Annotated in this window: 23 protein-coding genes; 6 read left to right on the top strand and 17 right to left on the bottom strand. The window is 68.6% G+C overall.

Features of this window, described 5'->3' with window-relative positions; translation table 11 throughout:
* Positions 1 to 2: 2 nt before the first annotated feature.
* The 12 genes from ACIP5T_RS12880 to ACIP5T_RS12825 all read right to left on the bottom strand — a co-directional run bounded on the left by ACIP5T_RS12880 (position 3) and on the right by ACIP5T_RS12825 (position 12,710).
* Positions 3 to 698: a DNA-3-methyladenine glycosylase gene (locus tag ACIP5T_RS12880; protein WP_400863760.1), complete on the bottom strand. Its 696-nt coding sequence runs from the start codon at positions 696 to 698 to the stop codon at positions 3 to 5.
* 4 nt (positions 699 to 702) lie between these two features.
* Positions 703 to 2,604 (bottom strand): hypothetical protein, encoded by a 1,902-nt coding sequence (locus tag ACIP5T_RS12875; RefSeq protein WP_400863758.1) that lies wholly within the window; start codon positions 2,602 to 2,604, stop codon positions 703 to 705.
* On the bottom strand, positions 2,594 to 3,358 hold the full coding sequence (locus ACIP5T_RS12870) for a TIGR03943 family putative permease subunit (protein WP_400863755.1): 765 nt from the start codon (positions 3,356 to 3,358) through the stop codon (positions 2,594 to 2,596). Before ACIP5T_RS12870 ends, ACIP5T_RS12875 begins: the two co-directional genes overlap by 11 nt.
* A gap of 22 nt (positions 3,359 to 3,380) precedes the next feature.
* Entirely contained in the window at positions 3,381 to 4,388 is a 1,008-nt protein-coding gene (locus tag ACIP5T_RS12865) for a permease (RefSeq protein ID WP_400864739.1), read from the bottom strand.
* A 23-nt stretch (positions 4,389 to 4,411) separates the two neighbouring features.
* Complete coding sequence (locus tag ACIP5T_RS12860) at positions 4,412 to 4,828, bottom strand: Fur family transcriptional regulator (protein WP_042540517.1); 417 nt, start codon at positions 4,826 to 4,828, stop codon at positions 4,412 to 4,414.
* A 44-nt stretch (positions 4,829 to 4,872) separates the two neighbouring features.
* Positions 4,873 to 5,751: a metal ABC transporter permease gene (locus ACIP5T_RS12855; RefSeq protein WP_400863752.1), complete on the bottom strand. Its 879-nt coding sequence runs from the start codon at positions 5,749 to 5,751 to the stop codon at positions 4,873 to 4,875.
* On the bottom strand, positions 5,748 to 6,602 hold the full coding sequence (locus ACIP5T_RS12850) for a metal ABC transporter ATP-binding protein (RefSeq protein WP_400863749.1): 855 nt from the start codon (positions 6,600 to 6,602) through the stop codon (positions 5,748 to 5,750). Before ACIP5T_RS12850 ends, ACIP5T_RS12855 begins: the two co-directional genes overlap by 4 nt.
* Positions 6,599 to 7,591, bottom strand: a complete 993-nt coding sequence (locus tag ACIP5T_RS12845; protein WP_400863746.1) for a metal ABC transporter solute-binding protein, Zn/Mn family — start codon at positions 7,589 to 7,591, stop codon at positions 6,599 to 6,601. Before ACIP5T_RS12845 ends, ACIP5T_RS12850 begins: the two co-directional genes overlap by 4 nt.
* Positions 7,592 to 7,766: 175 nt before the next feature.
* Positions 7,767 to 9,446, bottom strand: coding sequence for a glycoside hydrolase family 13 protein (locus ACIP5T_RS12840; protein ID WP_400863743.1), 1,680 nt, complete (start codon positions 9,444 to 9,446; stop codon positions 7,767 to 7,769).
* A gap of 62 nt (positions 9,447 to 9,508) precedes the next feature.
* Positions 9,509 to 10,387 (bottom strand): carbohydrate ABC transporter permease, encoded by an 879-nt coding sequence (locus ACIP5T_RS12835; protein WP_400863740.1) that lies wholly within the window; start codon positions 10,385 to 10,387, stop codon positions 9,509 to 9,511.
* On the bottom strand, positions 10,387 to 11,370 hold the full coding sequence (locus ACIP5T_RS12830; protein ID WP_400863737.1) for a carbohydrate ABC transporter permease: 984 nt from the start codon (positions 11,368 to 11,370) through the stop codon (positions 10,387 to 10,389). The genes ACIP5T_RS12835 and ACIP5T_RS12830 overlap by 1 nt, the downstream gene beginning before the upstream one ends.
* Positions 11,367 to 12,710, bottom strand: coding sequence for an ABC transporter substrate-binding protein (locus ACIP5T_RS12825; protein WP_400863735.1), 1,344 nt, complete (start codon positions 12,708 to 12,710; stop codon positions 11,367 to 11,369). The genes ACIP5T_RS12830 and ACIP5T_RS12825 overlap by 4 nt, the downstream gene beginning before the upstream one ends.
* Before the next feature lie 101 nt (positions 12,711 to 12,811).
* Between ACIP5T_RS12825 and ACIP5T_RS12820 the strand changes: the two genes are divergently transcribed.
* Together ACIP5T_RS12820 and ACIP5T_RS12815 are read left to right on the top strand one after the other, a co-directional pair.
* Positions 12,812 to 14,032: an ROK family protein gene (locus tag ACIP5T_RS12820; RefSeq protein WP_400863732.1), complete on the top strand. Its 1,221-nt coding sequence runs from the start codon at positions 12,812 to 12,814 to the stop codon at positions 14,030 to 14,032.
* Positions 14,033 to 14,037: 5 nt separating this feature from the next.
* Positions 14,038 to 14,577, top strand: a complete 540-nt coding sequence (locus ACIP5T_RS12815) for a 2'-5' RNA ligase family protein (protein WP_400863729.1) — start codon at positions 14,038 to 14,040, stop codon at positions 14,575 to 14,577.
* Between the two features lie 94 nt (positions 14,578 to 14,671).
* On the opposite strand, the gene ACIP5T_RS12810 is transcribed toward ACIP5T_RS12815, so the two are convergent.
* Positions 14,672 to 15,235: a TetR/AcrR family transcriptional regulator gene (locus ACIP5T_RS12810; RefSeq protein ID WP_400863726.1), complete on the bottom strand. Its 564-nt coding sequence runs from the start codon at positions 15,233 to 15,235 to the stop codon at positions 14,672 to 14,674.
* 78 nt (positions 15,236 to 15,313) lie between these two features.
* Between ACIP5T_RS12810 and ACIP5T_RS12805 the strand changes: the two genes are divergently transcribed.
* On the top strand, positions 15,314 to 16,453 hold the full coding sequence (locus ACIP5T_RS12805) for a zinc-binding alcohol dehydrogenase family protein (RefSeq protein ID WP_400863724.1): 1,140 nt from the start codon (positions 15,314 to 15,316) through the stop codon (positions 16,451 to 16,453).
* 98 nt (positions 16,454 to 16,551) lie between these two features.
* On the opposite strand, the gene ACIP5T_RS12800 is transcribed toward ACIP5T_RS12805, so the two are convergent.
* The 4 genes from ACIP5T_RS12800 to ACIP5T_RS12785 all read right to left on the bottom strand — a co-directional run bounded on the left by ACIP5T_RS12800 (position 16,552) and on the right by ACIP5T_RS12785 (position 21,214).
* Positions 16,552 to 17,910 (bottom strand): dihydrolipoamide acetyltransferase family protein, encoded by a 1,359-nt coding sequence (locus ACIP5T_RS12800; RefSeq protein WP_400863720.1) that lies wholly within the window; start codon positions 17,908 to 17,910, stop codon positions 16,552 to 16,554.
* A gap of 35 nt (positions 17,911 to 17,945) precedes the next feature.
* Positions 17,946 to 18,968, bottom strand: a complete 1,023-nt coding sequence (locus tag ACIP5T_RS12795) for an alpha-ketoacid dehydrogenase subunit beta (protein WP_400863717.1) — start codon at positions 18,966 to 18,968, stop codon at positions 17,946 to 17,948.
* Positions 18,923 to 20,050 carry a pyruvate dehydrogenase (acetyl-transferring) E1 component subunit alpha gene (pdhA, locus tag ACIP5T_RS12790; RefSeq protein WP_400863714.1) on the bottom strand — a complete coding sequence of 376 codons (1,128 nt, stop codon included), beginning with the start codon at positions 20,048 to 20,050 and terminating at the stop codon, positions 18,923 to 18,925. Before pdhA ends, ACIP5T_RS12795 begins: the two co-directional genes overlap by 46 nt.
* A 96-nt stretch (positions 20,051 to 20,146) precedes the next feature.
* The gene (locus ACIP5T_RS12785) at positions 20,147 to 21,214 is read right to left on the bottom strand and encodes a histidinol-phosphate transaminase (RefSeq protein ID WP_400863711.1); all 1,068 of its coding nucleotides are present in this window, start codon (positions 21,212 to 21,214) and stop codon (positions 20,147 to 20,149) included.
* A 64-nt stretch (positions 21,215 to 21,278) separates the two neighbouring features.
* Here ACIP5T_RS12785 and ACIP5T_RS12780 point away from each other — a divergent pair, with 64 nt between their 5' ends.
* The 3 genes from ACIP5T_RS12780 to ACIP5T_RS12770 are packed head-to-tail and all read left to right on the top strand — an operon-like array spanning position 21,279 to position 22,312.
* Positions 21,279 to 21,485: a ribbon-helix-helix protein, CopG family gene (locus ACIP5T_RS12780; RefSeq protein ID WP_056311190.1), complete on the top strand. Its 207-nt coding sequence runs from the start codon at positions 21,279 to 21,281 to the stop codon at positions 21,483 to 21,485.
* A gap of 3 nt (positions 21,486 to 21,488) precedes the next feature.
* Positions 21,489 to 21,851, top strand: coding sequence for a type II toxin-antitoxin system death-on-curing family toxin (locus tag ACIP5T_RS12775; protein ID WP_400863707.1), 363 nt, complete (start codon positions 21,489 to 21,491; stop codon positions 21,849 to 21,851).
* Between the two features lie 56 nt (positions 21,852 to 21,907).
* Positions 21,908 to 22,312, top strand: a complete 405-nt coding sequence (locus ACIP5T_RS12770; protein ID WP_400863704.1) for a phage holin family protein — start codon at positions 21,908 to 21,910, stop codon at positions 22,310 to 22,312.
* The last annotated feature ends 29 nt before the right edge of the window (positions 22,313 to 22,341 follow it).

The raw sequence follows: 22,341 nt of genomic DNA, 5'->3' as shown, positions 1-22,341 counted from the left end.
GCTCAGGCGCGGTCGAGGGACTCGGCCTGAGCGCCCCTCCCCCAGCGGAACGGCGAGACCGTCGGGTCGCCGGCGATCCAGAAGCGCCAGGGGAACGCCGCGGTGCCGGCGATGCCAGCCACGCCCACTCGCGGGCCGGTCGCCACATCGGCGACCGGCACGTCGCGCAGCCACAGCTCCGCGCGGGCGCCCTCGAACTCCTCGCCCGTGACCGCATCGATGCCGTCGTGGATCGGATGCCGCAGCCCCACCGCCTGGCCGAATCTGCCGGGCCCCTTGGCGAGGTCGCGCAGTGCCGTTGCCGTCAGCGGGGTGTTCGCGCGACGGCGCACGGCGACGGCATCCGCCCCGTGCACGACCTCGCCCGCGCGCAGCAGGATTCCTCCGGCCTGACCCTCCGACCCCGAGACCACATTCACGCACGAGTGGATGCCGTGGCTCAGGTAGACGTACAGATGCCCCGGCTCGCCCCACATCGTCGCATTGCGTGCGGTGCGGCCCATGCGGGCGTGAGAGCCCGGATCGGCCTCCGGTCCGGTGCCCTGGCCGTGATACGCCTCGACCTCGGTGAGCCGGAGGCGCACCTCGGAACCCGCGACGACCGTCCGCAGCTCTGCGCCGAGCAGCAGTGGCGCGACCTCGACCGGCAACGCGCTCAGCTCGGCGCGGGTCGCTCGGTGCAGGGCATCCGTCGGCATGGGCTCAGAACTGCGGCGCCGTCTGGCACCACGAGGCGTCGAAGCCGGTGAGGGCCACGATCTCGTCGCCCGTGCGCAGGTCGAGCAGGTGCGTCTCGAGGTTCTCGGGCAGCGGCAGGCGCATCTGGTCGTAGGGGTTGTCGGCGAGATCCGGCGCGATCACGACCGCGGCGTACTGACCGCTGGGCGACGCGCAGGCCTGCAGGATCGAGTCGGTCGAATCGACCTCGACGAGGGGCGTCGCCGCGCCCTCGTCGTCGACGCGGACGACGGCCTGGCCGATGGGCAGCCCGCTCTCATCGCGCGAGACGACGTGGCGCAGCGTGCCGCCGGGGAATGGGGTGATCGTCATCGCGGAGCCGTAGTCGGGAGTCGATGCCGCGAGCGGCACCTCCGAGCCGTCGGTGAGGTTCAGCTCGACCACCGAGCCGTCGAGTCGCTCGACTATCGCCGTGTAGGTGCCGCGCGAGATGCCCTGAATGGTCGTCGCCAGTCCGAGGGACTGCACCCCGGCGTCGGTCGTGCGATCGACCAGCGAGAGCGCACCGTCGAAGTCGATGAAGAGCATGGCCGCACTGTCGGGCACGAACTGCCAGACGAAGACGTTCGCCTCCTTGTCACCGACCTCGGTGACCACAGGCTCGTCATCGCCGCTGAGCGACTGCGTGACGAGCACGCTCGCCCGCCCCTCGGTGTCGGTGAGCTTCTTGTCGGAGTAGCTGTAGCCGACCAGGCCGCCGCGGTCGGACACCTGGATCGCGCCCACATACCCGACGCCGGGCAGCGTCAGTTCGCGCGGATTCCTGCCGTCGCGGTCCATCACGAGCAGCTTCGAGCCCTCGTCCTCCTCGACCGAGACGACGAGCTGCGATGAGGTCGCGCGGAAGTCGTTGATCTTGTCGGCCGCGAAGACGGGCTGCGCCTGCTCGCCGGTCAGGTCTGTGCGGAAGATCTGATCGTCACCGTCGGCGTCTCGGCGCAGCAGGAAGATGTTCGAAGCCGGAGTCGAGAAGCTCGTCGAGAGCGTGGCGCTGGGGCCGCCTCCGGCGCCCACCGCATCGGCGATGTTCACGGTGTACTCGGTGTCGTCGTCGAGCGGAACGGTGAAGCGGATGCCGATGCCACGCCCCGCCGCATCCAGCGTGAACGGCACGGCCGGTTCGACTGTGACCTGCGACTCGTCGATCGCCGCCAGCGACTGGTTCGCCGTGAGGATGACGCGGCTGCCCGAGGTCTCGATCGCCTCGGTCGGATTCACCTGCACGTCGGTGATGCGCGGACCCTGCGTGAGGCTGACGACGCCGAGTCCTGCGCCGACGAGCACCAGGATGCCGAGGACGGCGCCGAGCGCCAGCAGGAAGCGGCGGTCGCTCGAGGCCGCGGGCTTCTCGGACTTCGGCGCACTGGCGGGCTTCGGCGTCTTCGCGGGCTTCTCGGGCTTCGAAGACTTCGCGGCCTCAGATGCCTTCGCGGGCTTCGGCGTCTTCTCTGGCTTCGGCGTCTTCTCCGGCTTCGGCGGCTTCGCGCGCTTCGGCCTCTTGTCGGCCCTCGGTTTCTCGAGCGCGGGGGCCGCGTCGTCCGTCGTGGAACGAGCAGGGGGCACATAGTCGGCCGAGGAGTGAGCCGCGAACGTGGTCGTCGAGTCGGCATCCGGCGGGACGAAGGTCGAACGCGTCGGACGCACATCACCCGTCGCGCGATCCGCGGGTGATGCCCCGCCTGTCGAGCGCACCGCAGGTGAGGCGATACGCGGGTCCGTCGCGGGAGACGTGTCGTCTCGGTCGGCCCCGCCACCCTCGCTCGGCGAGGGAGACGCAGCTGCCGCCTCGGCCTCGCGGGCGGCACGCAGCTCGGCCCGGGTGCGCGGCACCGCCGGCTCGTCGGGGCGCTCGTCGTCAGTACTCATACGGATCCGAAGGCTCGTCGATCGCGGTGACGGTGGTCGGTTCGACGTGCAGCGATCCGTCGGCATCCGCCTTGACCGTGCCCTCGACCTCGACCCACTGGCCGGTGTCGAACTCTCCGGCGTCGATCGTCACCGGCAGGGTCGCCGGCTGGGCATCGATCACGCAGTGCGTGATGACCAGGCGCGTGAGGTTCACGCCGTCGGCATCCGTCGGGGTGACGAAGCCGGTCAACGTGACCGTCTTGCCGTCGTAGGCCGCGGTGTTGGTCGCCGTCGAGAACACGCTCGCCCAGTCGCCCACGCCGAAGGTCGCGGTGTCGGCGACTCCGAGGGTCACGTCGTCGGCACCCGCGAACAGGGCGGTCTGCTCGCCCACACGCGACATCGCGAGTTCGACCGACAGCGACGCGGGAGGCAGCACGAGTGCGGCGATCACGACGCCGGACGCCACGACTCCGCCGGTCACGGTGCCGGCGAGGGCGAGAGAGCGGCGGGGCGAAGCCGCGGCATCCGCCTCGTGGCTCTCACCATGGTCGTGGCCGTGATCGCCCTCTTCGCCGAGCGGCAGCGTGCACGACCAGATCGCGCCCGCGAGGGTCACGACGGCGGCGGCGCACGCGAACCACACCGATTCGGGACTGATGTAGAGGTTCAGTCGTCCGGTCAGACCGAGTCCGAGAGTGACGACCGAGATGACGGTGGCGAGGCCGATGCCCAGCCAGCGGGTGCCGAGGGCACGGGCGCGCGAAGGCACCTGCGGCGCCTGCGAGGAGTGCTCAGACAAAGACGTTCACCCCGATCCCGATCGCGAAGGCGGCGAACACGACCACGCCGACGATGCCGACGAGGGTGCGGGTGGTGAAGGTCGTGCGCATCAGCGCGAGCATCTTGACGTCGACCAGCGGGCCGACGAGCAGGAACGCCACGAGGGCGCCCGACGAGAACGTCGAGGCGAACGAGAGCGCGAAGAACGCGTCGACGTTCGAGCAGATCGCGACGGTCATCGCGAGCGCCATCATCGCGAGGATCGACAGCACCGGGTTCGAGCCGATGGCCAGCAGCACCTCGCGCGGGATCAGCACCTGCACGGCTCCGGCGAGCGCCGAGCCGATCACCAGCGCGGGCATGACCGCGCGCAGCTCGACGAGGAACTGGGTGAGGCTGCGGCGCATCGGCGTGCCGTGCTCGTGGGTGACGCGGTCGCAGGTGTCGATGAAGCGCTGCGTGAGCAGAGAGTCGGGCGAGGGGTGGCGGCTGTAGATCCAGCCGATCAGGTTGGCGATCAGGTATCCGCCGATCAGACGGGCGACCAGGATGCCGTCGTCGAAGCCGAACGCCGCGTGCGTGGTGAGGATCACGATCGGATTCACGATCGGCGCGGCGATCAGGAAGGTCAGCGCCTCGGCCGGCGCGAGTCCCCGCATCATCAGACCGCGGGCGAACGGCACGTTGCCGCACTCGCACACGGGGATCAGCATGCCCAGCAGCGACAGCACGGCACGGCGGGCCCATGCGCGCTTCGGCAGCCAGCGGTGGATCACGTCGGCGGGCAGCCATACCTGCACGACGATCGAGAGCAGCACACCGAGGATCACGAACGGCAGCGCCTCGATGAGCACGCTCAGCGCGAGGGTCAGGCCGTCCTGGGCTCTGTCAGGGAGGCTGGCGGTGAACAGGGTCGGCAGGAACCGGTCGACCAGGAACAGGGCCGCCACGATCACGGCGCCGAGCGCCACCCCGATCCACGGCGAGCGCGGCGATCGGGTGGGACGGTGCGAGTGCATCGTCCGTGGAGCGGCCTGGGTGGTCACGCGTTCGCTGCCTCTTCGGCATCGCGCTTGTTGGTGCACGAGGCACACAGCCCGAAGATGTCGACGACGTGTGCGGCATCCGTGAATCCGTGCAGAGCGGCGGTGCGGTGCGCCCACTGCTCGACGTCGGTGGCCTCGATCTCGACGGTGAGTCCGCAGTTGCGGCAGATCAGGTGATGGTGGTGGCCCTGGGTCGTGCAGGCGCGGTAGAGCGCCTCGCCCTCGGGGCTCTGCAGCGAGTCGGCATCGCCCGCGGCTGCGAGTCCGGCCAACGCGCGGTAGACCGTGGCGAGGCCGATGCCGGTGTTGTCGTCACGCAGCGAGGCATGCAGGTTCTGCGCGCTGACGAACCCTCGCGCGTCGGCGAGGGCTTCGCGCACGCGATCGCGCTGCCAGGTGTTCCGCTGAGCCATACCCACGATTCTAGGCGCGCCCCCCTTGCCGGGCCCTGGGAAGGTCAGGCCCGCACTCGTCGCACACCGCCGCGGGCACGCTGGATGATCCAGCACACGACGTAGATCGTGAACGACAGCGTCGTGATGTACGGGCTCACCGGCAGCGTGCCGGCGAGCGCGAGCAGGATGCCGCCGACGGCCGACACGAAACCGAACAGCGCAGCGAGCAGCGGCACCGCGACCGGCCCGGCGGAGATGCGCATCGCAGCGGCCGCAGGAGTCACGAGCAGCGCCATCACGAGCAGCGCGCCGATGATGTGCACGCTGACCGCGACGATCAGCCCGAGCAGCACCATGAACAGCAGGCTCACGGCACGCGTGGGCACGCCGCGGGCGGCGGCCGACTCGGGGTCGAGCGAGTCGAAGCGCAACGGGTTCCACATGAGCAGCAGCCCGAGCAGCACGACGATGCTGATGCCGAGCAGCCAGCCGAGGTCGGGGCTCGACACAGAGACGATCTGCCCGGTGAGCAGACTGAAGCGGTTGGCGCTGCGGCCGTCGTAGAGCGAGAGGAACAGGATGCCGAGGCCGAGGCCGAACGGCATCAGCACGCCGACGATCGAGTTGCGGTCGCGGGCCTTGGCCCCGAGGATGCCGATCAGGATCGCCGCGACGAGTGCGCCGCCGAGCGAGCCGACCACCACGCTGCCGCCGAACAGCAGCGCCGCGGCAGCACCCGCGAAAGAGAGCTCGCTGACCCCGTGCACGGCGAATGCGAGGTCGCGCTGCATCACGAAGACGCCGATGAGTCCGCCGACGATCCCGAGCACCGCTCCGGCGATGATCGAGTTCGCGAGCAGGGCGACGAGCTCGCCGTAATCCTGGAACGAGAAGACGTCGCTCCAGTCGACCGCGGGGACCATGCCGGTGATGACGTTCATGCGGCACCTCCGTGGTCGTGATCGTGCGCGTGCTCGTGGTGGGGCTCGGCATCCGGCACCCCGACGACGACCAACCGGTCGCCCGCCCGCAGCACGAACACCGGGGTGCCGTAGAGCTCGGTGAGCACGCGCGTCTGCAGCACCTCTTCGGGGGTGCCGAGCACGAACCGACCGCCCGCGATGTAGAGGATGCGGTCGACACGGCCGAGGATCGGGTTGATGTCGTGCGTCACGAACAGCACGGCGGCGCGGCGATCGCGGCGCTGACGGTCGATGATGTCGGTGATGGCGACCTGGTTCGCGAGGTCGAGGTTCGACAGCGGCTCGTCGCACAGCAGCAGATCCGGCTCGTCGGCGAGGGCCTGCCCCACCCGCAGTCGCTGCTGCTCTCCGCCCGAGAGCAGGCCGACGCGGCGCTCGGCGTAGTGGGCGGCTCCGACCGAGGCCAGCAGCTGGTCGACCTTGGCCTTGTCGCCGCGGTGCGGAACAGGGAAGCCGAAACGGCTGCCCTGCACGCCCAGCGCGACGAGATCGCGGGCACGCATGCTCGTGTCGGGGGCGAGCGAACGCTGCTGCGGGATGTACCCGATGCGCGGATTGCCCTTGCGCACCGGTTCGCCCGCGACGCTGATCTCGCCGGCCGACAGAGGCTGCAGGCCCAGGATGCTGCGCAGCAGCGTCGTCTTGCCCGATCCAGACGGACCGAGCACGGCGATGAACTCGCCGGGGTCGACCGTGAGGTTCAACCCCGACCACAGCTCCCGGTCACCGCGCTGGAGGGCGGCTCCGCGCACCTCGAGCACCGGGTTCGACTTCTCGGCTCCTGCCCGCGCGTCGGCGGCGGCGCTCACGACTGCAGCGCGTCGGCGAGGCTCTGGATCGCGTCACTCATCCACTCAGAGTACGACGATCCTTCGGGCAGCAGCTCCGTGAAGGCGACGAGCGGGATGCCGGCATCCGTCGCGGCGTCCTCGACGCGCTGCGTCTCGGCTCCGCCGGTCTGCGCGTTCGTGAGCACGGCCGCCACATCGCCGCCTTCGACGACGTTGAGGGTGTCGAGCAGTGTGGCGGGCGCGACATCGCTGCCCTCCTCGACCGCCTCCGCGAAGCCCTCGGGGGTGACGTCGGTGAGCCCGGCGGCTGCGGCGAGGTATCCGGGCAGCGGCTCGGTGATGATCACGTTCGCACCGGCGGCGTCCGTCTTGAGCGTCTCGAGGTCGGCCTCGAAGCCCTCGAGGTCGGTGACGATCTCCTCGGCGTTGGCGGTGAACTCCGCCTCGCCGTCGGGGTCGATGGTGGCGAGCTCTTCGGCGATCGCCTCGACGACGTGGATCATCGTGTGCGGGTCGAACCAGACGTGCTCGTTGAAGCCCTCGATGTGGTTGTGTCCCTCGTGACCCTCTTCACCTTCGGCATGGTCGTGATCGTGCTCCGCCTCGGCCTCGTCATCCGAGTGCTCGTGGCCCTCGTTGCCGGGGAAGTCGTGCGAGAACTCGACGGCGCTGACCACGTGCACGTCCTCGGCGTCCTGCAGCAGGGTGTCGATGAAGCCGTCGTAGCCGCCGCCGTTCTCGATCACGAGGTCGGCCTTCTGCACGGTCAGGCGGTCGCGGGCCGAGGCCTCGTACGAGTGGGGGTCCTGGGTCGCCGAGGTGATGATCGATGTCACGTCGACGCGGTCTCCGCCGATCTGCTCTGCGAGCGAACCGTAGACGTTGGTGCTCGCGGCGACCGTGACCGCGCCGCCGCCGCCCTCTCCCGCTGCGGGAGTGGTGGAGCATCCGGCCAGCGAGAGTGCGGCGACGGATGCGATGGCGAGGGCGACGAGCGGCTTCTTCATGCTCTCACTCTAAACGCTAATGAGAACCATTATCAAATTGGCGGGGAGTTGGGGTGACGTTCGCGACCGTCTGCGGGACCGAAGCACGGATGCAGGACGAGAAACCGTGTTCTCGTCCTGCATCCGTACTCTCTTCCCGCAAACGACTCCCTGCGAACGACTCAGTGCGACCGACTCAGCCGATCAGGCCCGGCGCGATCCACACGGTCGAGTCGCCGGGAACGGTGCTGTCGACGACCGTGCCGAGCACGACGTCTGCGGCATCCGCTCCGAGGTCGAACGGCTCTGAACCGAAGTTCGTCACGATCTGCCAGCCGTTCGGGCGGGCGAAGCGCAGCACATCCGGACGCCCGGTCTCGATCCACTCCAGGCTCTCCTCCGTCTGCAGTTCGTGGCGCAGGCGCAGCGCCTCGCGATAGAGCGCGAGCGTCGACGAGGGGTCGCCCTCCTCGACATCGACCGCGTACTCCGCGAACCACTCGGGCTGAGGCAGATGAGCATCGCCCGATCCGAATCCGAACGACGGACCGGATGCCGTCCACGGCAGCGGCACGCGGCATCCGTCCCGTCCCAGACCGTCGAAGACGGCACCGCGGAAGAACGCCGGGTCCTGACGCTGCTCGGGCGCGACCTCGGCGACCTCGTGCAGCCCCAGCTCCTCTCCCTGATAGAGGTAGGTGCTGCCGGGCAGGCCGAGCAGCAGCAGCGTGGCAGCGTGCGCCCGACGCAGTCCGGCCTCGCGGTCGAGCTGATCCTCCGGCCCACCCTCGGCGACCCACTCGACGCCCTGCTTGACTCCCGTGCGACCGGCCAGCGGAGCGAGCCCGTATCGCGTCGCGTGACGCGTCACGTCGTGGTTCGACAGCACCCACGTGGTCGACGAACCCGTCGCCTCCGACTGCGCGAGGTTGTCGGTGATGATCGTGCGGAACTGCGTCGCGTCGAAATCCGCGACGAGGAGGTCGAAGTTGAACGCCTGTCCGAGGCCCTCGGCCGACGCGTACTTCGCCCGACGCTCGGGCGTGCTGACCCACGCCTCGGCTACGGCCGTGCGAGGCGGGTCGTATTCATTGAAGACCCGACGCCACTCGGCGTACACCTCGTGCACGTCGTCGCGGTCGTGCAGCGGGTGGTTTCCGTCGTGCGGCAGCAGTTCGAGCTCGGCGGTGCTCGGCAGCGGCTCGGCCAGATCCTTCGTGAGCATGTGCGCGACATCGATGCGGAAGCCGTCGACCCCACGGTCCGACCAGAAGCGCAGGGTCTTCAAGAAGTCCTCGCGCACCTCGGGGTGATCCCAGTTGAGATCGGGCTGCTCGGGGGCGAAGCTGTGCAGGAACCACTGCCCGTCGTCGACCCGTTCCCAGGCCGAGCCGCCGAACGCGGCGGTCCAGTCGGTCGGGGGCTCCGAGCCGTCTGGCCCCGATCCCTCGCGGAAGATGTACCGCTCGCGAGCCGCCGAACCGCGACCTGCGGCGAGCGCCTCCTGGAACCACTCGTGCAGATCCGACGAGTGGTTCGGCACGATGTCGACGACCACGCGGATGCCGCGTTCGTGCAGAGCGGCGACCATCTCGTCGAAGTCCTCGAGCGTGCCCAGGCGCGGGTCGACGTTGCGATAGTCGGCGACGTCATACCCTCCGTCGGCCAGCGCCGACGGATAGAACGGGCTGAGCCACACGGCATCGATGCCGAGGTCGCGCAGGTAGTCGGCCCGCGAGACGATGCCCGGGATGTCGCCGAGTCCGTCTCCGTTCGCATCCGCGAAGCTGCGGGGGTAGATCTGATACACGGCGGCCTGCCGCCACCATGCTGCCGTCGTGTCGTCGCGGGTCTCGGTGAGAAGCGCATCGGTCATGAGGGGTATTGCTCCTTCGTGTTGCGGTCTGCGGTGTGTGACGTATCAGCGCGTGTCGCGCATCAGCCCTTGACGGCGCCCTGCGTGACGCCTTCCATGACGAAGCGCTGCGTGAACAGGTATGCCAGGATCGCCGGGGCCATCGCCATCAGGTACGAGGCGAACGACACGTTGTAGTTGTTGCTGAACTGGGTCTGGAAGAGGTTCTGCCGCACAGGCAGCGTCTGCATGGCCGGGTCCGAGATGATCAACGACGGCATCATGAAGTCGTTCCAGGCGTACAGGAACGCGAAGATGCCGACCGTCGCACTCATCGGCGCGAGCAGCGGGAAGATCAGCTGCCAGAACGTCTGCCACGTGGTGGCGCCGTCGATGCGGGCGCTCTCTTCGAGCTCGATCGGGATCGACCGGAGGAACGCGGTGAACAGCAGCACGCTGAAGCTCAGCTGGAACATCGTCGCGAGGATGATCACGCCGAACGGGTTGTCGAGTCCGACCCAGCCGGTGAGCTGGATCTGCGGCAGAGCGACGACCGGGAACGGGATGAACATCGCAGCCAGCAGGTAGAAGAACGAGTAGCGGAACAGGCGGTGGTCCCAGTTGCGAACGATCGCATAAGACGCGAACGCAGCGAGCACGATGGTCGCGATGACCGTTCCGGCCGTGACCAGCAGGGAGATGCCGGCGCCGACCGGGAACTTCGTGAGGTTCCACGCCTCGACGAACCCGTCGATGCTGAACGGAGCCGGCAGCGAGAAGGCGTTGCCGTCGACAGCCTGACCGGTGGTCTTGAAGGCCATCGAGATCGTCACGTAGAGCGGCAGCAGCACGGTCACGGCGCAGAGGATCAGGATGATCGTGCCCGACCAGTTGACGCGCTCCATGCGGACGCGCGGCTTCTTGCCCGTGGTGGGGATGGTGGTGAGTGTCTGCGTCGACATCAGAGTGCGTTCCTTCCGCGGGTCAGCGAGAGCTGCAGCAGGGAGATGAGCACGGCGACGATGAAGAAGATCGTCGCGTTGGCCATCTGGTAGGCGTAGTCGCCGCCGTTGAATCCCGCGATGATCGTCATCGCGACGCTGCGGGTGGATGTGCCGGGTCCGCCGTTGGTGAGTCCGACGATGATGTCGTAGGCGTTCAGGAAGCCCTTGAAGCCGAGGATCACGTTGATCACCACGTACCCCGCGACGAGCGGAAGCGTGATGCGCAACAGCTGCTGCCTCTTGTTCGCGCCGTCGATGCTCGCCGCCTCATAGACCTCGCCCGGCACCGAGAGCAGACCTGCGATGTAGATCAGCAGCGTGCCGGGAACCGCCTGCCATGCGGTCACGATCACGATCGCGACCCAGGCGAGATCGGGGTTCGCGAGAAGGCTGGTGGACAGCCACGGGATGCCGGTGGCCGCGCCCGCCGCCGGGATGGAGTTGGAGAACAGGAAGTTGAAGACGTAGGCGATGATGATGCCCGAGATCACCATCGGGATCACGAAGATCGTGCGGAGCCCCGTCTTGAAGCGGATGCGGGACGTGAGCCCGACCGCGAGCATGAAGGCGACCACATTCACGACGATCACCGTGGCGATCGAGAAGCCGAACGTGAACAGGTAGCTCTGCAGGATGGCCGGGTCGCTGAACATCGCGATGTAGTTCGTCAGCCCGTTGAAGCTCCACTCGCCGATGCCGATGGAGTCGGTGAAGCTGAAGAAGATGCCCATGACCCCGGGCACCGTGATCGCGAGCGTGAAGATCACGAGGGTCGGCAGCAGGAACAGGTAGTAGATCGGCTCGACCTTGCGAGCGCGGCGCCCCAGCTTGCGGGTGCCTCCTGTGACGATCGCCGTCGTGTCGGTCGTCGGAGTGTTCGGCTTGGTGATGTTCGATGCGGCGGGAGTCGCCGCGGGATCGGGCAGAGCGGTGTTCGTCATGGCGTGGACTCCTCTGTCTCGCCGGATGCTGAGTCCTCGCCGGAGGCGTTGTCCTGGGTCGACGGGATGGGAGCGCGGAATGCGATCCTGGCCCAGTCGGCATCCATGGTGCGCAACGTGGAGGTGGTGGACGCGCCGAGCACCATCGCCTGCGCGTAGTTGAAGACCGGAAGGGTGCGGGGCACGAGCACCGAGGGGCCCTGGTAGATCTGCCCGTTGTCGTAGTACTCGACCATGCCCTCGACCCGCGGGTCGTCGGGAGCCGGAGCATCGTCCGTCGGGGTGAAGCCGAGCTGCGAGGCGTTGTACTCCTCGATGTGCTCGGGCAGGAACAGGTACTCGAGGAAGTCGCGTGCGGCCTCCTGATGCTGCGATCCCTCGGGGATCATCGCTGCGAGGTCCATGTTGACGCGCACACCGAGGTCGGCAGGGTCGTCGGTCATCGGCAGCGGGAAGGTGCCGAGTTCGAGGTCGGGCGCGGTCTTCTCGATCTCGCTGAAGGCCCACGGTCCCTGCAGGTACATCGCGGCCTCGCCCTTGCCGAAGGCGAGGTTGCCGTCGCCGTAGCCTCGGCTCGCGGCATCCGCGTTGGTGTAGTTCTTCACCAGGGTCATCATGCGGTCCATGGGCTCGGCGAAGTCGTTCTCGAACGAGACCTCCGAGTCGGGCCCGACCTCGGTGCCCTCTTCGGCGAGAGTGTCGAAGAAGTCGATCACGTCGACCGAACCACCGGCGGTGTAGTCGTACCAGCCCTGAGCGACCGTCCAGTCGTCCTTGAAGGTGGCGTAGAACGGGTCGATCCCCGCCTCCTTGAGCTGGTCGCACACGGCGAGGAGCTCGTCCCAGGTCTGCGGGACCTCGAGCCCCTGCTGCTCGAAGATCTCCCTGTTGTAGATGACCGAGGCCCCCATCACGGAGTACGGCAATGCGCTCGTGCGGCCCTCGCATGAGCCGTACTGCTCCATGAGCGGCTGCAGGTCGTCGCGGATGGTCGATGCCGCCTCCGTCTCCGAGAGATCGGTGAGCGCGCAGCGCTGCACGAACCGGGCGATCTCGTAGTTGTAGTTGGCGAGCATGATGTCGGGCGGGTTGCCCCGCACGAAGCTGGCCGAGACGACGTCGACTCCCGAGGTGTCGATCTCGACGCGCACCTTGTCCTGCGAGGAGTTGTACTGCGCGACGAGCTCGGTCATGAACTCGATCGCCTCACGTTTGCTGAACGTGAAGCGGATGGTCTCGGTCCCGCCGGCTGTCGAGCAGCCGGTCAGCGCGGCGCCGACCAGGGCGAGCGCGGCAGCTCCGGCGACGAGCCGGGCCGGGCGTGGTGGTTTCACAGACACCGTTGTCCTTTCGTCCGGTAGATACGCAGACTAAATCTAGTGAGCGAATTTACTTCGATGAACGGTACTCTCTCATCTGGACGAGAGTGAGGTCAAGGCCCGTGACAGAAGTCTCCGCAGGTCTGGGCACCGGGCGAGCCAGCGTCGGCGCAATCCTCGACTTCGCGTGGGCGGCCGGAGAGTTCACCGCCACCGAGGCGATGGCGAGCACCTCGCTGACCCGCTCCACCGCGATCGACGGCATCGACACTCTCGTCGACGCCGGGGTTCTGCGTGAGCTCCCGAACGCCCGCGTCGCCGGCAGCTACCGCGCAGGGCGCCCCGCGCGGCGCTTCGTGCTGTCATCCGACCTCGGCGTCGTCGTCGGGGTGGATGCCGGAGACACCCACCTCGCTGTCACGATCTCGGACCCGCTCGAGCGCACCCTCGTGCACCACCGCACAGATCTCGACCCGACCCAGTCCGCAGCCGCCCGGCGCGCGACGATCCTCGGGCAGATGCAGCTCGCGGTCGACGAAGCAGGAGTCCCGCGAGACACGATCCTCGCGATCTGCGTCGGAGTGGCCGCTCCCGTCAACCGCGCAGGCATCTCGCCCCCGCACCCCGAGGGCTTCTGGGAGCGCACGAATCCGGGACTCGCCGAGGCTCTGGCCGACTGGGCGCCCGTCGTCGAGATCAAGAACGACGCTCAGCTCGCCGCGATCGCCGAGGGCTCGACGGGGTCTGCGGTCGGATGCCGTGACTATGTCGCCCTGCTCGCCAGCGAACGGTTCGGCGGTGGTGTCGTCATCGACGGCCATGTGCTGCACGGTGCGCACGGCGGAGTCGGCGAGGGCGTGGTGTTCGACCACATCATCGGGGTCGGGTCGGCCTTCGGCCTGCGCTACGCGCTGCAGGACCAGGTGCGCGCGGGCGTCGAGAGCGGCGAGATCTCGTCGGAATCCGCGATCGGTCGGCTCGCGCGCGAGGACCGCGTCGACCCTCGCGTCGTGCTGACCGCCGCGTCCGCCGGCGATGCCGATGCGCTGCTCGCGACCGCGCGCGTGGGCGCGACCCTCGCTCGAGTCGTCGGCGTGCTGGGCAGCATGTACGACCCGGCGCGCGTGATCGTCTGCGGCGGGGTCGCCGAGAGCATCGCCCCCGTGCTCACGGCCGCACGCGAGGTGCTGCCGACCCAGCTGCACCTGCCGGCGCCCGAGATCCTCGCCTCGACGCTCGGCGCCGAGGTCGTGTCGATCGGCGCCGTCGCGACGGCGCGCCGTGCCGCCCGCGAGGTGGCCGTGCCGCTGCTCGCGGAGCGGCGCCTCAGCGCGGTCAGCTGAGACCCGTGCGAGAGCCTGAGCTGCACCGATCCCCCTCGGCGATCGAACTGCTCCTCGACCCGGCTGCCGAAGCCGCGATCCGGGCCGAGTGGGATGCACTCGCCGCGCGCGGCCTGTCGAGCCTCGCGGGGCACACGTCGGCGAGCAACCGCCCTCACATCACACTGGTCGCGCGCGTCGACCTGCCACCGCCCGGCCAGGATGTCTTCGCCGGCATCCGTTCGTTCCCGATCACGCTCGGTGCTCCCCTGCTCTTCGGCTCCGGGGATCGTCGCGTGCTGGCCCGCAGCATCGTGCCCAGTCCAGAGCTGATCGGCCTCCGAGAGACGATCCTCGCCGCCGTCGGGCCGGGCGCGGATGCCCCGCACACCGCATCGGGCGAGTGGATGCCGCACGTCGCCCTCGCCCGCCGGTTGCGGGTCGCTGACCTCGCGCAGGCGCTGGATCTCGTCGGCGGCGATATCCATGCTCACGCGCACTGCGTGCGGCACTGGGACCCCGACGCCGCGCAGATCACTGCTCTCGCGGAGCTGCGCCAGGCGTAGTCGGGCGACCCTCACGGATCAGCGTCAGCCCCAATGAGGTGAGGGGAACGAGTCGCGTCGCACGCGCGCGGCGGCATCCTGCAGGGCCCTGCCGTCAGCTTTCGAGACAGTCGCGCATGTCATTCCACGCGGCGGTCAGGGCATCATCCAGCAGGAGTTCGGCGGGCCCTTCCAGCCATCGGACCATCGCGAGGTCGAAGCACGTCACGGCGAGAGCCGCCAGCGTATGCGACCGCCGGGGATCGATGCCGCGACCGCGCAGCGACTCTTCGATGGCACGACCGAGGTGATGACTCTGCAGAAGCTCGCGCTCGTGCAACGCGGGCTCGCTGCGGATGATGGCGCGCCGACGCGCGATGGTCCGACGCCAGCCCTGAAGCTCGCGGCACGCGGCCGAGAGGCCCGCCCGCACCGTAGCGGCCCCGCCGCTCTCCGGCGGGACGGACTCGATGAACTCGCGCACAGCCTGAGGGAACTCGCGGTCTCTGAGGAACAGGACGTCGCGCTTGTCGGAGAAGTGACGGAAGAACGTCCGCGTCGTCAGCCCTGCCTCCGCGGCGATCTGCGGAACCGTCGTTCCCGCGTATCCCTGGCGTTCGAACAGGAGCATCGCCGCAGCTTCGAGCCGCAGCGCGGCATCGGGTGACCATCTGGGCATGCATCCATGATGACACGACGTGCCGTAAGGTGAGCTGTAACGACACGAGATGTCATCAAATGTGAGGAACGGATCAGAATGCGAGACAACACGGCTGCGTGGATCGACGCCCCCTACGCCGACCTGACCGTCCGGGGCGCGCCGATGCCGACGCCCGGGCCGGGTCAGCTGCTGGTCGAGACGCGGGCGGTGGCCGTGAACCCCCTGGACGCGATCATCCAGTCGAACGGCACGGTCATGTACGGGTGGCTGCGGTACCCCGTGGTCCTCGGCGAGGACATCGCAGGCGTCGTCGTCGAGACCGGCGCCGACGTGACCGATTTCGCAGTGGGCGATCGCGTCGTGGCATACGCGATGGGCTTGGAGAAGGGCAGGGATGCCGTCTCCGAGAGCGGCTTCCAGAGCTACGTCGCCGTCGACGCGAGCCTCGCTGCCGCTCTGCCCGAGACGATGGCCTTCGGAGACGCCGCGGTACTCCCCCTGGCTGTGTCCACCGCCGCAGCCGGCCTGTTCGAGACCGATCAGCTCGGGCTGGACTTCTCCACCCTCGGCGCTTCGGAGCCCCGCGACGAGGTCGTCGTGGTGTGGGGCGGCGCGACCGCCGTCGGAGGCAACGCCATCCAGCTCGCCCGAGCGGCGGGGTACCGCGTGATCACGACGGCCTCAGCCGGCAACCACGAGCGGATGATGCAGCTGGGGGCGGAGGCGGCGTTCGACTACCGCGACCCGGACGCCGTCGACCGGATCATCGAAGCCGTGAAGGGCTCGGTCGTGGCGGGAATCCTGGCGGTCGCCGTGGGGTCGGCGGAGCCGTGCCTGAGGATCGCGCGCGCGACCGGCGCCACGAGGATCTCGATGGCGAGCCCGCCGGTGTCGTTCTACGATCAGCCCCGCCGACGCGGCCTCTCGCTGACTCGCATGCGACTCGTCCTGCGCCTCGGAACACGAACGGCGCTTCTGCAGCTGCGAAGCCGCATCCACGGCATCCGGGCCTCGTTCATCTGGGGAAGCGCCATCGCGGCCTCTCCCGTCGGACCGGCGATCTGGCAGAAGTATCTCCCCGTCGCTCTCGCCTCGGGGAGACAAACGCCCTACCCGGACGCACGGATCGCGGGGACCGGCCTCCCCGCGGTGCAAGGAGCGATCGACACACTGCGTCGCGGCGTATCCGCTCAGAAGCTCGTCATCACCCTCGACCCGACACAGACGGAGTCGTAGCGGTACTGGTGACCGCTCCCCCATGGGTCGGCCGCAGGGATCCCCGCGCACGCGGGGCTCCCTGCGGGAAAGTCCACCGTCAGCAGTGACTCACAGCATCACTCCACGAGCAGTGCGGGCTCCTCGAGCACGGACGCCACGTCGGCGATGAAACGGCTCATGCCATCGCCGTCGATCACGCGGTGGTCGAACGACCCGGCGACCGTGGTGACCCAACGGGGGCGCACCTCGCCGTCGACGACCCACGGCTTCTGGCTGATCGTGCCCATGGCCACGATTCCTGCCTCGCCGGGGTTGATGATCGGCGTGCCGGCATCCATCCCGAACACACCGATGTTGGTGATCGTGATCGTGCCGCCCTGCTGGTCGGCGGGACTCGTCTTGCCTTCGCGGGCGGTGAGCGTGAGGCGGTTCAGCGCGCGGGCGAGGTCCTTCATGCTGAGGTCCTGCGCGTCCTTGATGTTGGGCACGAGCAGGCCGCGGGGAGTCGCCGCGGCGATGCCGAGGTTCACGTAGTGGCGCACGGCGATCTCGGCGCCGCCCTCGGTCTCGATCCAGGCCGCGTTGACCATCGGGGTGCGACGAGCGGCCCAGATCACGGCACGAGCCATGATCAGGAGCGGCGAGACGCGGATGTCGGCGTAGTCGGGCGATGCCTTGAGCCGCTTGACGAGCTCCATCGTGCGGCTCGCATCGATCTCCTTCCACACGGTGACGTGCGGGGCGGAGTAGGCGCTCTGCACCATCGCCGACGACGTGGCCTTGCGCACGCCCTTGACGGGGATCGACTCGGTGCGGTCGTCGCTGGCAGAAGAGGCGGATGCCGGGGCCGGCGACAGACCGCGGGCGAGGCCCGCCGGAGCGCTCTGCGGCGCGGGCACGGTCTCCTCGCGCACGGCACCCCACTCGGGAGTCTCGATGTTGCGGAACACGCTGGCCTGCGAGGCATGGGTCATGACGTCGTCGCGGGTCACCTCGCCGTCTGCGCCGGTCGGTGTGACCGTCGTGAGATCGACCCCCAGGTCGCGGGCGAGCTTGCGGATCGGCGGCTTCGCGATGACACCGACCGAAGAGCGCACCGGGCGCTCGGCCGGACGCTTGCGCCGCGAGGTGGCACCGCCGCCCGTGCCGTAGCCGACGAGCACCGAGCCGCCGCCCTCTTCGGGAGCGGGCGCTTCGGCGGTGGCGATCTTGCCGGGTCCGGCGTCGTCCCGAGCATCCGTCACGAACGTGATGATCGGGGATCCGACCTCGACCGTCGCGCCCTCGGCGGCGAGCAGCTCGCCGACGACTCCCGCGTGCGGCGAGGGCAGCTCGACGAGCGACTTGGCCGTCTCGATCTCGCAGATGACGTCGTTGATGGCGACGGTGTCACCCGGCGCGACCTTCCACGCCACGATCTCGGCCTCGGTCAGGCCCTCCCCCACGTCGGGGAGGTTGAAGTTCTGCGTGCTCATGTTCGGTCCTTCCGGAACGGTGAGATCAGGTGAGATCAGTAGGCCAGCGAGCGATCGACGGCTTCGAGGATGCGGTCGGCATCAGGGAGGTAGGTGCCCTCGAGCTTCGCGGGCGGGAACGGGGTGTCGTACCCCGAGACCCGCAGCACAGGGGCCTCGAGTGCATAGAAGGCGCGCTCCATGACGGTGGCGGCGATCTCGCTGCCGATGCTGACGAACCCCTGCGCCTCCTGGGCATAGACCATGCGTCCGGTCTTGCGCACCGAACTCAGGATCGGCTCGTAGTCGACCGGCGACAACGAACGCACGTCGACGACCTCGCAGCTGGTGCCCTCGGCCTCGGCGAGCGCCGCGGCCTGCAGCAGCGTCGTGACCATGGCGCCGTGTCCGACGAGGGTGACGTCGGAGCCCGTGCGCACGACGCGGGACGAGTGCAGCGGGGCGGCCGACGCGTCGAGCTCGACCTCGCCCTTCTGCCAGTAGCGGCTCTTGGGCTCCATGAAGATCACCGGGTCGTTCGACGCGATGGCCTCCTGGATCATCCAGTACGCATCGTTCGGGGTCGATGGCGAGACCACCCGCAGCCCTGGAGTGTGCGCGAAGTACGCCTCCGGACTCTCCTGGTGGTGCTCGACGGCGCCGATGTGTCCGCCATAGGGGATGCGGATGACGATCGGCAGGCTCAGCTTGCCCTCGTGTCGGTTGGTGAGCTTGGCCAGTTGGGTCGTGATCTGGTCGAACGCGGGGAACACGAAGCCGTCGAACTGGATCTCGATCACCGGGCGGAACCCGGTCATCGCGAGCCCGATCGCCGTGCCGACGATCCCCGACTCCGCGAGGGGAGTGTCGAGCACTCGTCGGTCGCCGAAATCACGCTGCAGGTGCTCGGTCACGCGGAAGACGCCGCCGAGCTTTCCGATGTCCTCGCCCATGAGCAGGACCTTGGGGTCGTCCTCCATGGCCCGGCGCAGGCCGGAGTTGAGCGCCTTGCTGAGGGGCATCGTCTCGAGGGTCACTTGCTGTCTCCTTCGAATGACGCTTCGTATCGCCCGTGCCATGCCTTCTGCTCCGCGATGAGCGGATGCGGGTCGCTGTACACGTGGTCGAACATCAGGTCTGCGGTGGGCGATCCGAGCTCGACGCTGCGTGAGCGCAGATCCTCGGCGGCGTCGGCCGCCTCGGCATCCACATCGGCGAAGAACTGCCCTGCTGCTCCCCTGTTCTCGAGGAACGCCCGCATGCGATCGATCGGGTCGCGCTGTGCCCACGACTGCTCTTCGTCCGAGCCGCGATACTTCGTGGGGTCGTCGCTGGTGGTGTGCGCTCCGAGGCGGTAGGTCACCGCTTCGATCGCGCGAGGGCCCTTGCCGCTGCGGGCCTCGTCGAGGGCCACTCGCGAGACGGCGTAGCTGGCGAGGACGTCGTTGCCGTCGACGCGGACGCTGGGGATGCCGTAGCCGGCGCTGCGCTCGACGAGCGGCACCCGCGACTGCGTCGCGACGGGCACGGAGATCGCCCAGTGGTTGTTCTGCAGGAAGAACACGGTCGGAGCCTGGTAGCTCGCGGCGAACACCATCGCCTCGTGCACGTCGCCCTGGCTCGATGCGCCGTCGCCGTAGTAGACGATGACGGCTTCGTCCTTGTCGACGTCGCCGGTGCCGGACCGGCCGTCGAAGTTCAGCCCCATCGCATATCCGGCCGCGTGCAGGACCTGCGAGCCGAGCACGAGAGTGTAGAGACGGGTGTTGCCGTTCTTCGGGTCCGTCGGATCCCAGCCGCCGTGCGAGACGCCGCGCATGAGCTTGATGATGTCGACCGGGTCGACTCCGCGGATGCGGGTGACGGCGTGCTCGCGATACGAGGGGAAGAGTGTGTCCTGCGCGCGGGCTGCGCGGGCCGAACCGACCTGGGCGGCCTCCTGGCCGCGGCTCGGCGGCCACAGCGCGAGCTGGCCCTGACGCTGCAGGTTGGTCGCCTGGGTGTCGATGGCGCGGATGACCACCATGTCGCGGTAGAACTGCTCGAGCTCGGCGTCGCCGATCGCCTCGATCAACGACAGATACTGCTCTGCAGCCGGACTCGGCGTGAAGCGGCCGTCCTGATCCAGGACGCGGACGAGTTCAGTCTCTGACGGGGTCACGAATGCCACGCTACCGCCGTGCGCATGCTCGGGCACGCATACCTAGGACGTCCTCGTAACTGTCGGGAAACCGGAGAACAGCCCGCCCGCCGCGAGTCAGAGCTGGGTCGCGGCGACCTCGAGAACGCGATCGACGGATGCTTCTTCACCGACCGAGATGCGGATGCCGTCGCCCGGGAACGGGCGCACGATGAGGTCGGCGGACGCGAAGGCCGCGGCGACGTCGACCGTGCGCTCGCCGGTGGGCAGCCAGATGAAGTTGGCCTGGCTGTCGGGAACGTCCCAGCCCTGCCTGCGCAGGCCCTCGACCAGGCGGGTGCGGCGCTCGACGATCACTGCGACACGCTCCAGCAGCTCCGACTCGGCATCGAGGCTCGCGATGGCGGCGTTCTCGGCCGCCGAGGTCACGGAGAGCGGGATGCCGGTGGTGCGCGCGGCGTCGAGGACCTTCTCGTTGCCGATCGCGTATCCGATGCGCAGCCCGGCGAGCCCGTAGGCCTTCGAGAAGGTGCGCAGCACCACGACGTTCGGATGCCGTTCGAAGACCCGCTCTGCGAGGCCATCGACCGCACCGGGGGCGGTGACGAACTCGGCGTAGGCCTCGTCGAGGACGATCAGCACGTCGGCGGGGACCCGCTCGACGAACGTCGCGAACTCGTCGCTCGTGATGATCGGCCCGGTCGGGTTGTTCGGAGTGCACAGGATGACCGCGCGGGTGCGCTCGGTCACGGCATCGGCCATCGCGTCGAGGTCGTGGCGGGAGTCGGCGGTGAGAGGCACCTGCACCCCGGTCGCACCGGCGACGAGCGGCAGACTCGGGTAGGCCTCGAACGAGCGCCACGCATAGACGACCTCGTCGCCGACCGATGCGGTGGCGAGGATCAGCTGATGGAGGATCGAGACGCTGCCCGCGGCGACGTGCACCTGCTCGGGAGCGACGGCGTAGCGAATCCCCAGCCGCTCGCGCAGCCGGCCGGCCGTGGCGTCCGGGTAGCGGTTGATCGGCGTCGTGTGCTGCAGCGCCGCGGCGACCGAGGGAAGCGGCTCGAACGGGTTCTCGTTGCTCGACAGCTTGTAGGCGTCGGGGCCCGCCTGCTTGCCCTGTCGGTACGGCGCCAGGGCGGCGATGGCGGGGCGGATGCGCGGCAGGATCGGGTCGGTCACAAGGATGAGTCTAGATTCCGCAGCCCCTCTGGCACCGATCCCGAGGCGGTAGTACCATTTTGGTATGGCGATGACGGTGCGACTCCCGGAAGAACTCGACGCGCGGCTCGACGAGATCGCGCGCTCACGGCACACCTCGAAGCACGCGATCCTGATCGAGGCGGCGACCAGATTCGCGAACACCGAGACGAAGACGGAGCGCGTCCTCTCGATCGCCGACGAGGTAGCCGAACGATATGCGGACACTCTCACGCGGCTCGAAGACGCCTGATCCGTGGCCGAGTACGTCGAGCCGGAGCAGGCGCTCGCCCTGATCACGAAACTCGGCCTTCGCGTGCGCGACGAAGGGCTGCTGTTCTCCGCACTCGCTCGTCCCGCAGCCAGCATGTTCGGAGCAGATGCCTATATGTCTTTCGAGGCCAAGGCCGCGGCGCTCATCAGCTCAGTCGCTCAGAATCGCTCTCTCTTCGATGGGAACAAGCGACTCTCGCTGTACGTGACCTTCATCTTTATCCGCCTCAACGGATACGAGTTGACCTTCAGCAACGACGAGGCGTTCGACTTCGTGCTCGACGTCGCGCAGAGTCGGATCGATCTCGACGAGATCGCCGCCGTGATCAGAGCACACATTCGATAGCGAGCGAGCGATGTCGGACTGACTTCCCGCGGAGCGCATGGAAGACTGGACGGACTATGCGCTTCATCATCCGAGTCGTCGTCAACGCGTTCGCCCTGTGGGTCGTGACGCTGATCCCCGCGCTGCAGGTGCAGATCAAGGCGTTCGCGCCGGGCGAGACCCTGCAGCTGGTGCTGACCCTGCTCGCGGTCGCCGCGATCTTCGCGCTCGTGAACACCTTCATCGGGACGGTGGTGAAGATCGTCGCGTTCCCGCTGTACATCATCACCCTCGGCCTCATCGGCTTCGTGATCAACGGGTTCCTGCTGTGGCTCACCGCCTGGATCACGAGCGGCTTCGGCTGGGGTCTCACGGTCGGCAGCTTCTGGTGGGGCGTACTGGCCGCGCTCATCATCTCGCTGATCAACGGCGTCTTCGGCTTCATCCTGCGCCCGCAGAGCAAGAAGCAGCGCCGGGACTGACGGGTGGCCCCGCGCATCGCCCGCGCATA

The organism is Microbacterium sp. NPDC088619, assembly GCF_044752825.1.
Taxonomy (GTDB): domain Bacteria; phylum Actinomycetota; class Actinomycetes; order Actinomycetales; family Microbacteriaceae; genus Microbacterium.
Note: the sequence above shows the minus strand (reverse complement) of the source record. Positions and strands in the feature narration are given on the sequence as shown.

Excerpts from the sequence above, each read along its gene's own strand:
- ACIP5T_RS12795 (WP_400863717.1), bottom strand. The coding sequence starts at position 18,968 with ATGGCACGGGCGATACGAAGCGTCATTCGAAGGAGACAGCAAGTGACC.
- ACIP5T_RS12770 (WP_400863704.1), top strand. The coding sequence starts at position 21,908 with ATGCGCTTCATCATCCGAGTCGTCGTCAACGCGTTCGCCCTGTGGGTC.
- ACIP5T_RS12830 (WP_400863737.1), bottom strand. The coding sequence starts at position 11,370 with ATGACGAACACCGCTCTGCCCGATCCCGCGGCGACTCCCGCCGCATCG.
- ACIP5T_RS12805 (WP_400863724.1), top strand. The coding sequence starts at position 15,314 with ATGCGAGACAACACGGCTGCGTGGATCGACGCCCCCTACGCCGACCTG.
- ACIP5T_RS12845 (WP_400863746.1), bottom strand. The coding sequence starts at position 7,591 with ATGAAGAAGCCGCTCGTCGCCCTCGCCATCGCATCCGTCGCCGCACTC.
- ACIP5T_RS12840 (WP_400863743.1), bottom strand. The coding sequence starts at position 9,446 with ATGACCGATGCGCTTCTCACCGAGACCCGCGACGACACGACGGCAGCA.
- ACIP5T_RS12800 (WP_400863720.1), bottom strand. The coding sequence starts at position 17,910 with ATGAGCACGCAGAACTTCAACCTCCCCGACGTGGGGGAGGGCCTGACC.
- ACIP5T_RS12875 (WP_400863758.1), bottom strand. The coding sequence starts at position 2,604 with ATGAGTACTGACGACGAGCGCCCCGACGAGCCGGCGGTGCCGCGCACC.
- ACIP5T_RS12810 (WP_400863726.1), bottom strand. The coding sequence starts at position 15,235 with ATGCCCAGATGGTCACCCGATGCCGCGCTGCGGCTCGAAGCTGCGGCG.
- ACIP5T_RS12860 (WP_042540517.1), bottom strand. The coding sequence starts at position 4,828 with ATGGCTCAGCGGAACACCTGGCAGCGCGATCGCGTGCGCGAAGCCCTC.
- ACIP5T_RS12865 (WP_400864739.1), bottom strand. The coding sequence starts at position 4,388 with ATGCACTCGCACCGTCCCACCCGATCGCCGCGCTCGCCGTGGATCGGG.
- ACIP5T_RS12855 (WP_400863752.1), bottom strand. The coding sequence starts at position 5,751 with ATGAACGTCATCACCGGCATGGTCCCCGCGGTCGACTGGAGCGACGTC.
- ACIP5T_RS12780 (WP_056311190.1), top strand. The coding sequence starts at position 21,279 with ATGGCGATGACGGTGCGACTCCCGGAAGAACTCGACGCGCGGCTCGAC.
- ACIP5T_RS12880 (WP_400863760.1), bottom strand. The coding sequence starts at position 698 with ATGCCGACGGATGCCCTGCACCGAGCGACCCGCGCCGAGCTGAGCGCG.
- ACIP5T_RS12835 (WP_400863740.1), bottom strand. The coding sequence starts at position 10,387 with ATGTCGACGCAGACACTCACCACCATCCCCACCACGGGCAAGAAGCCG.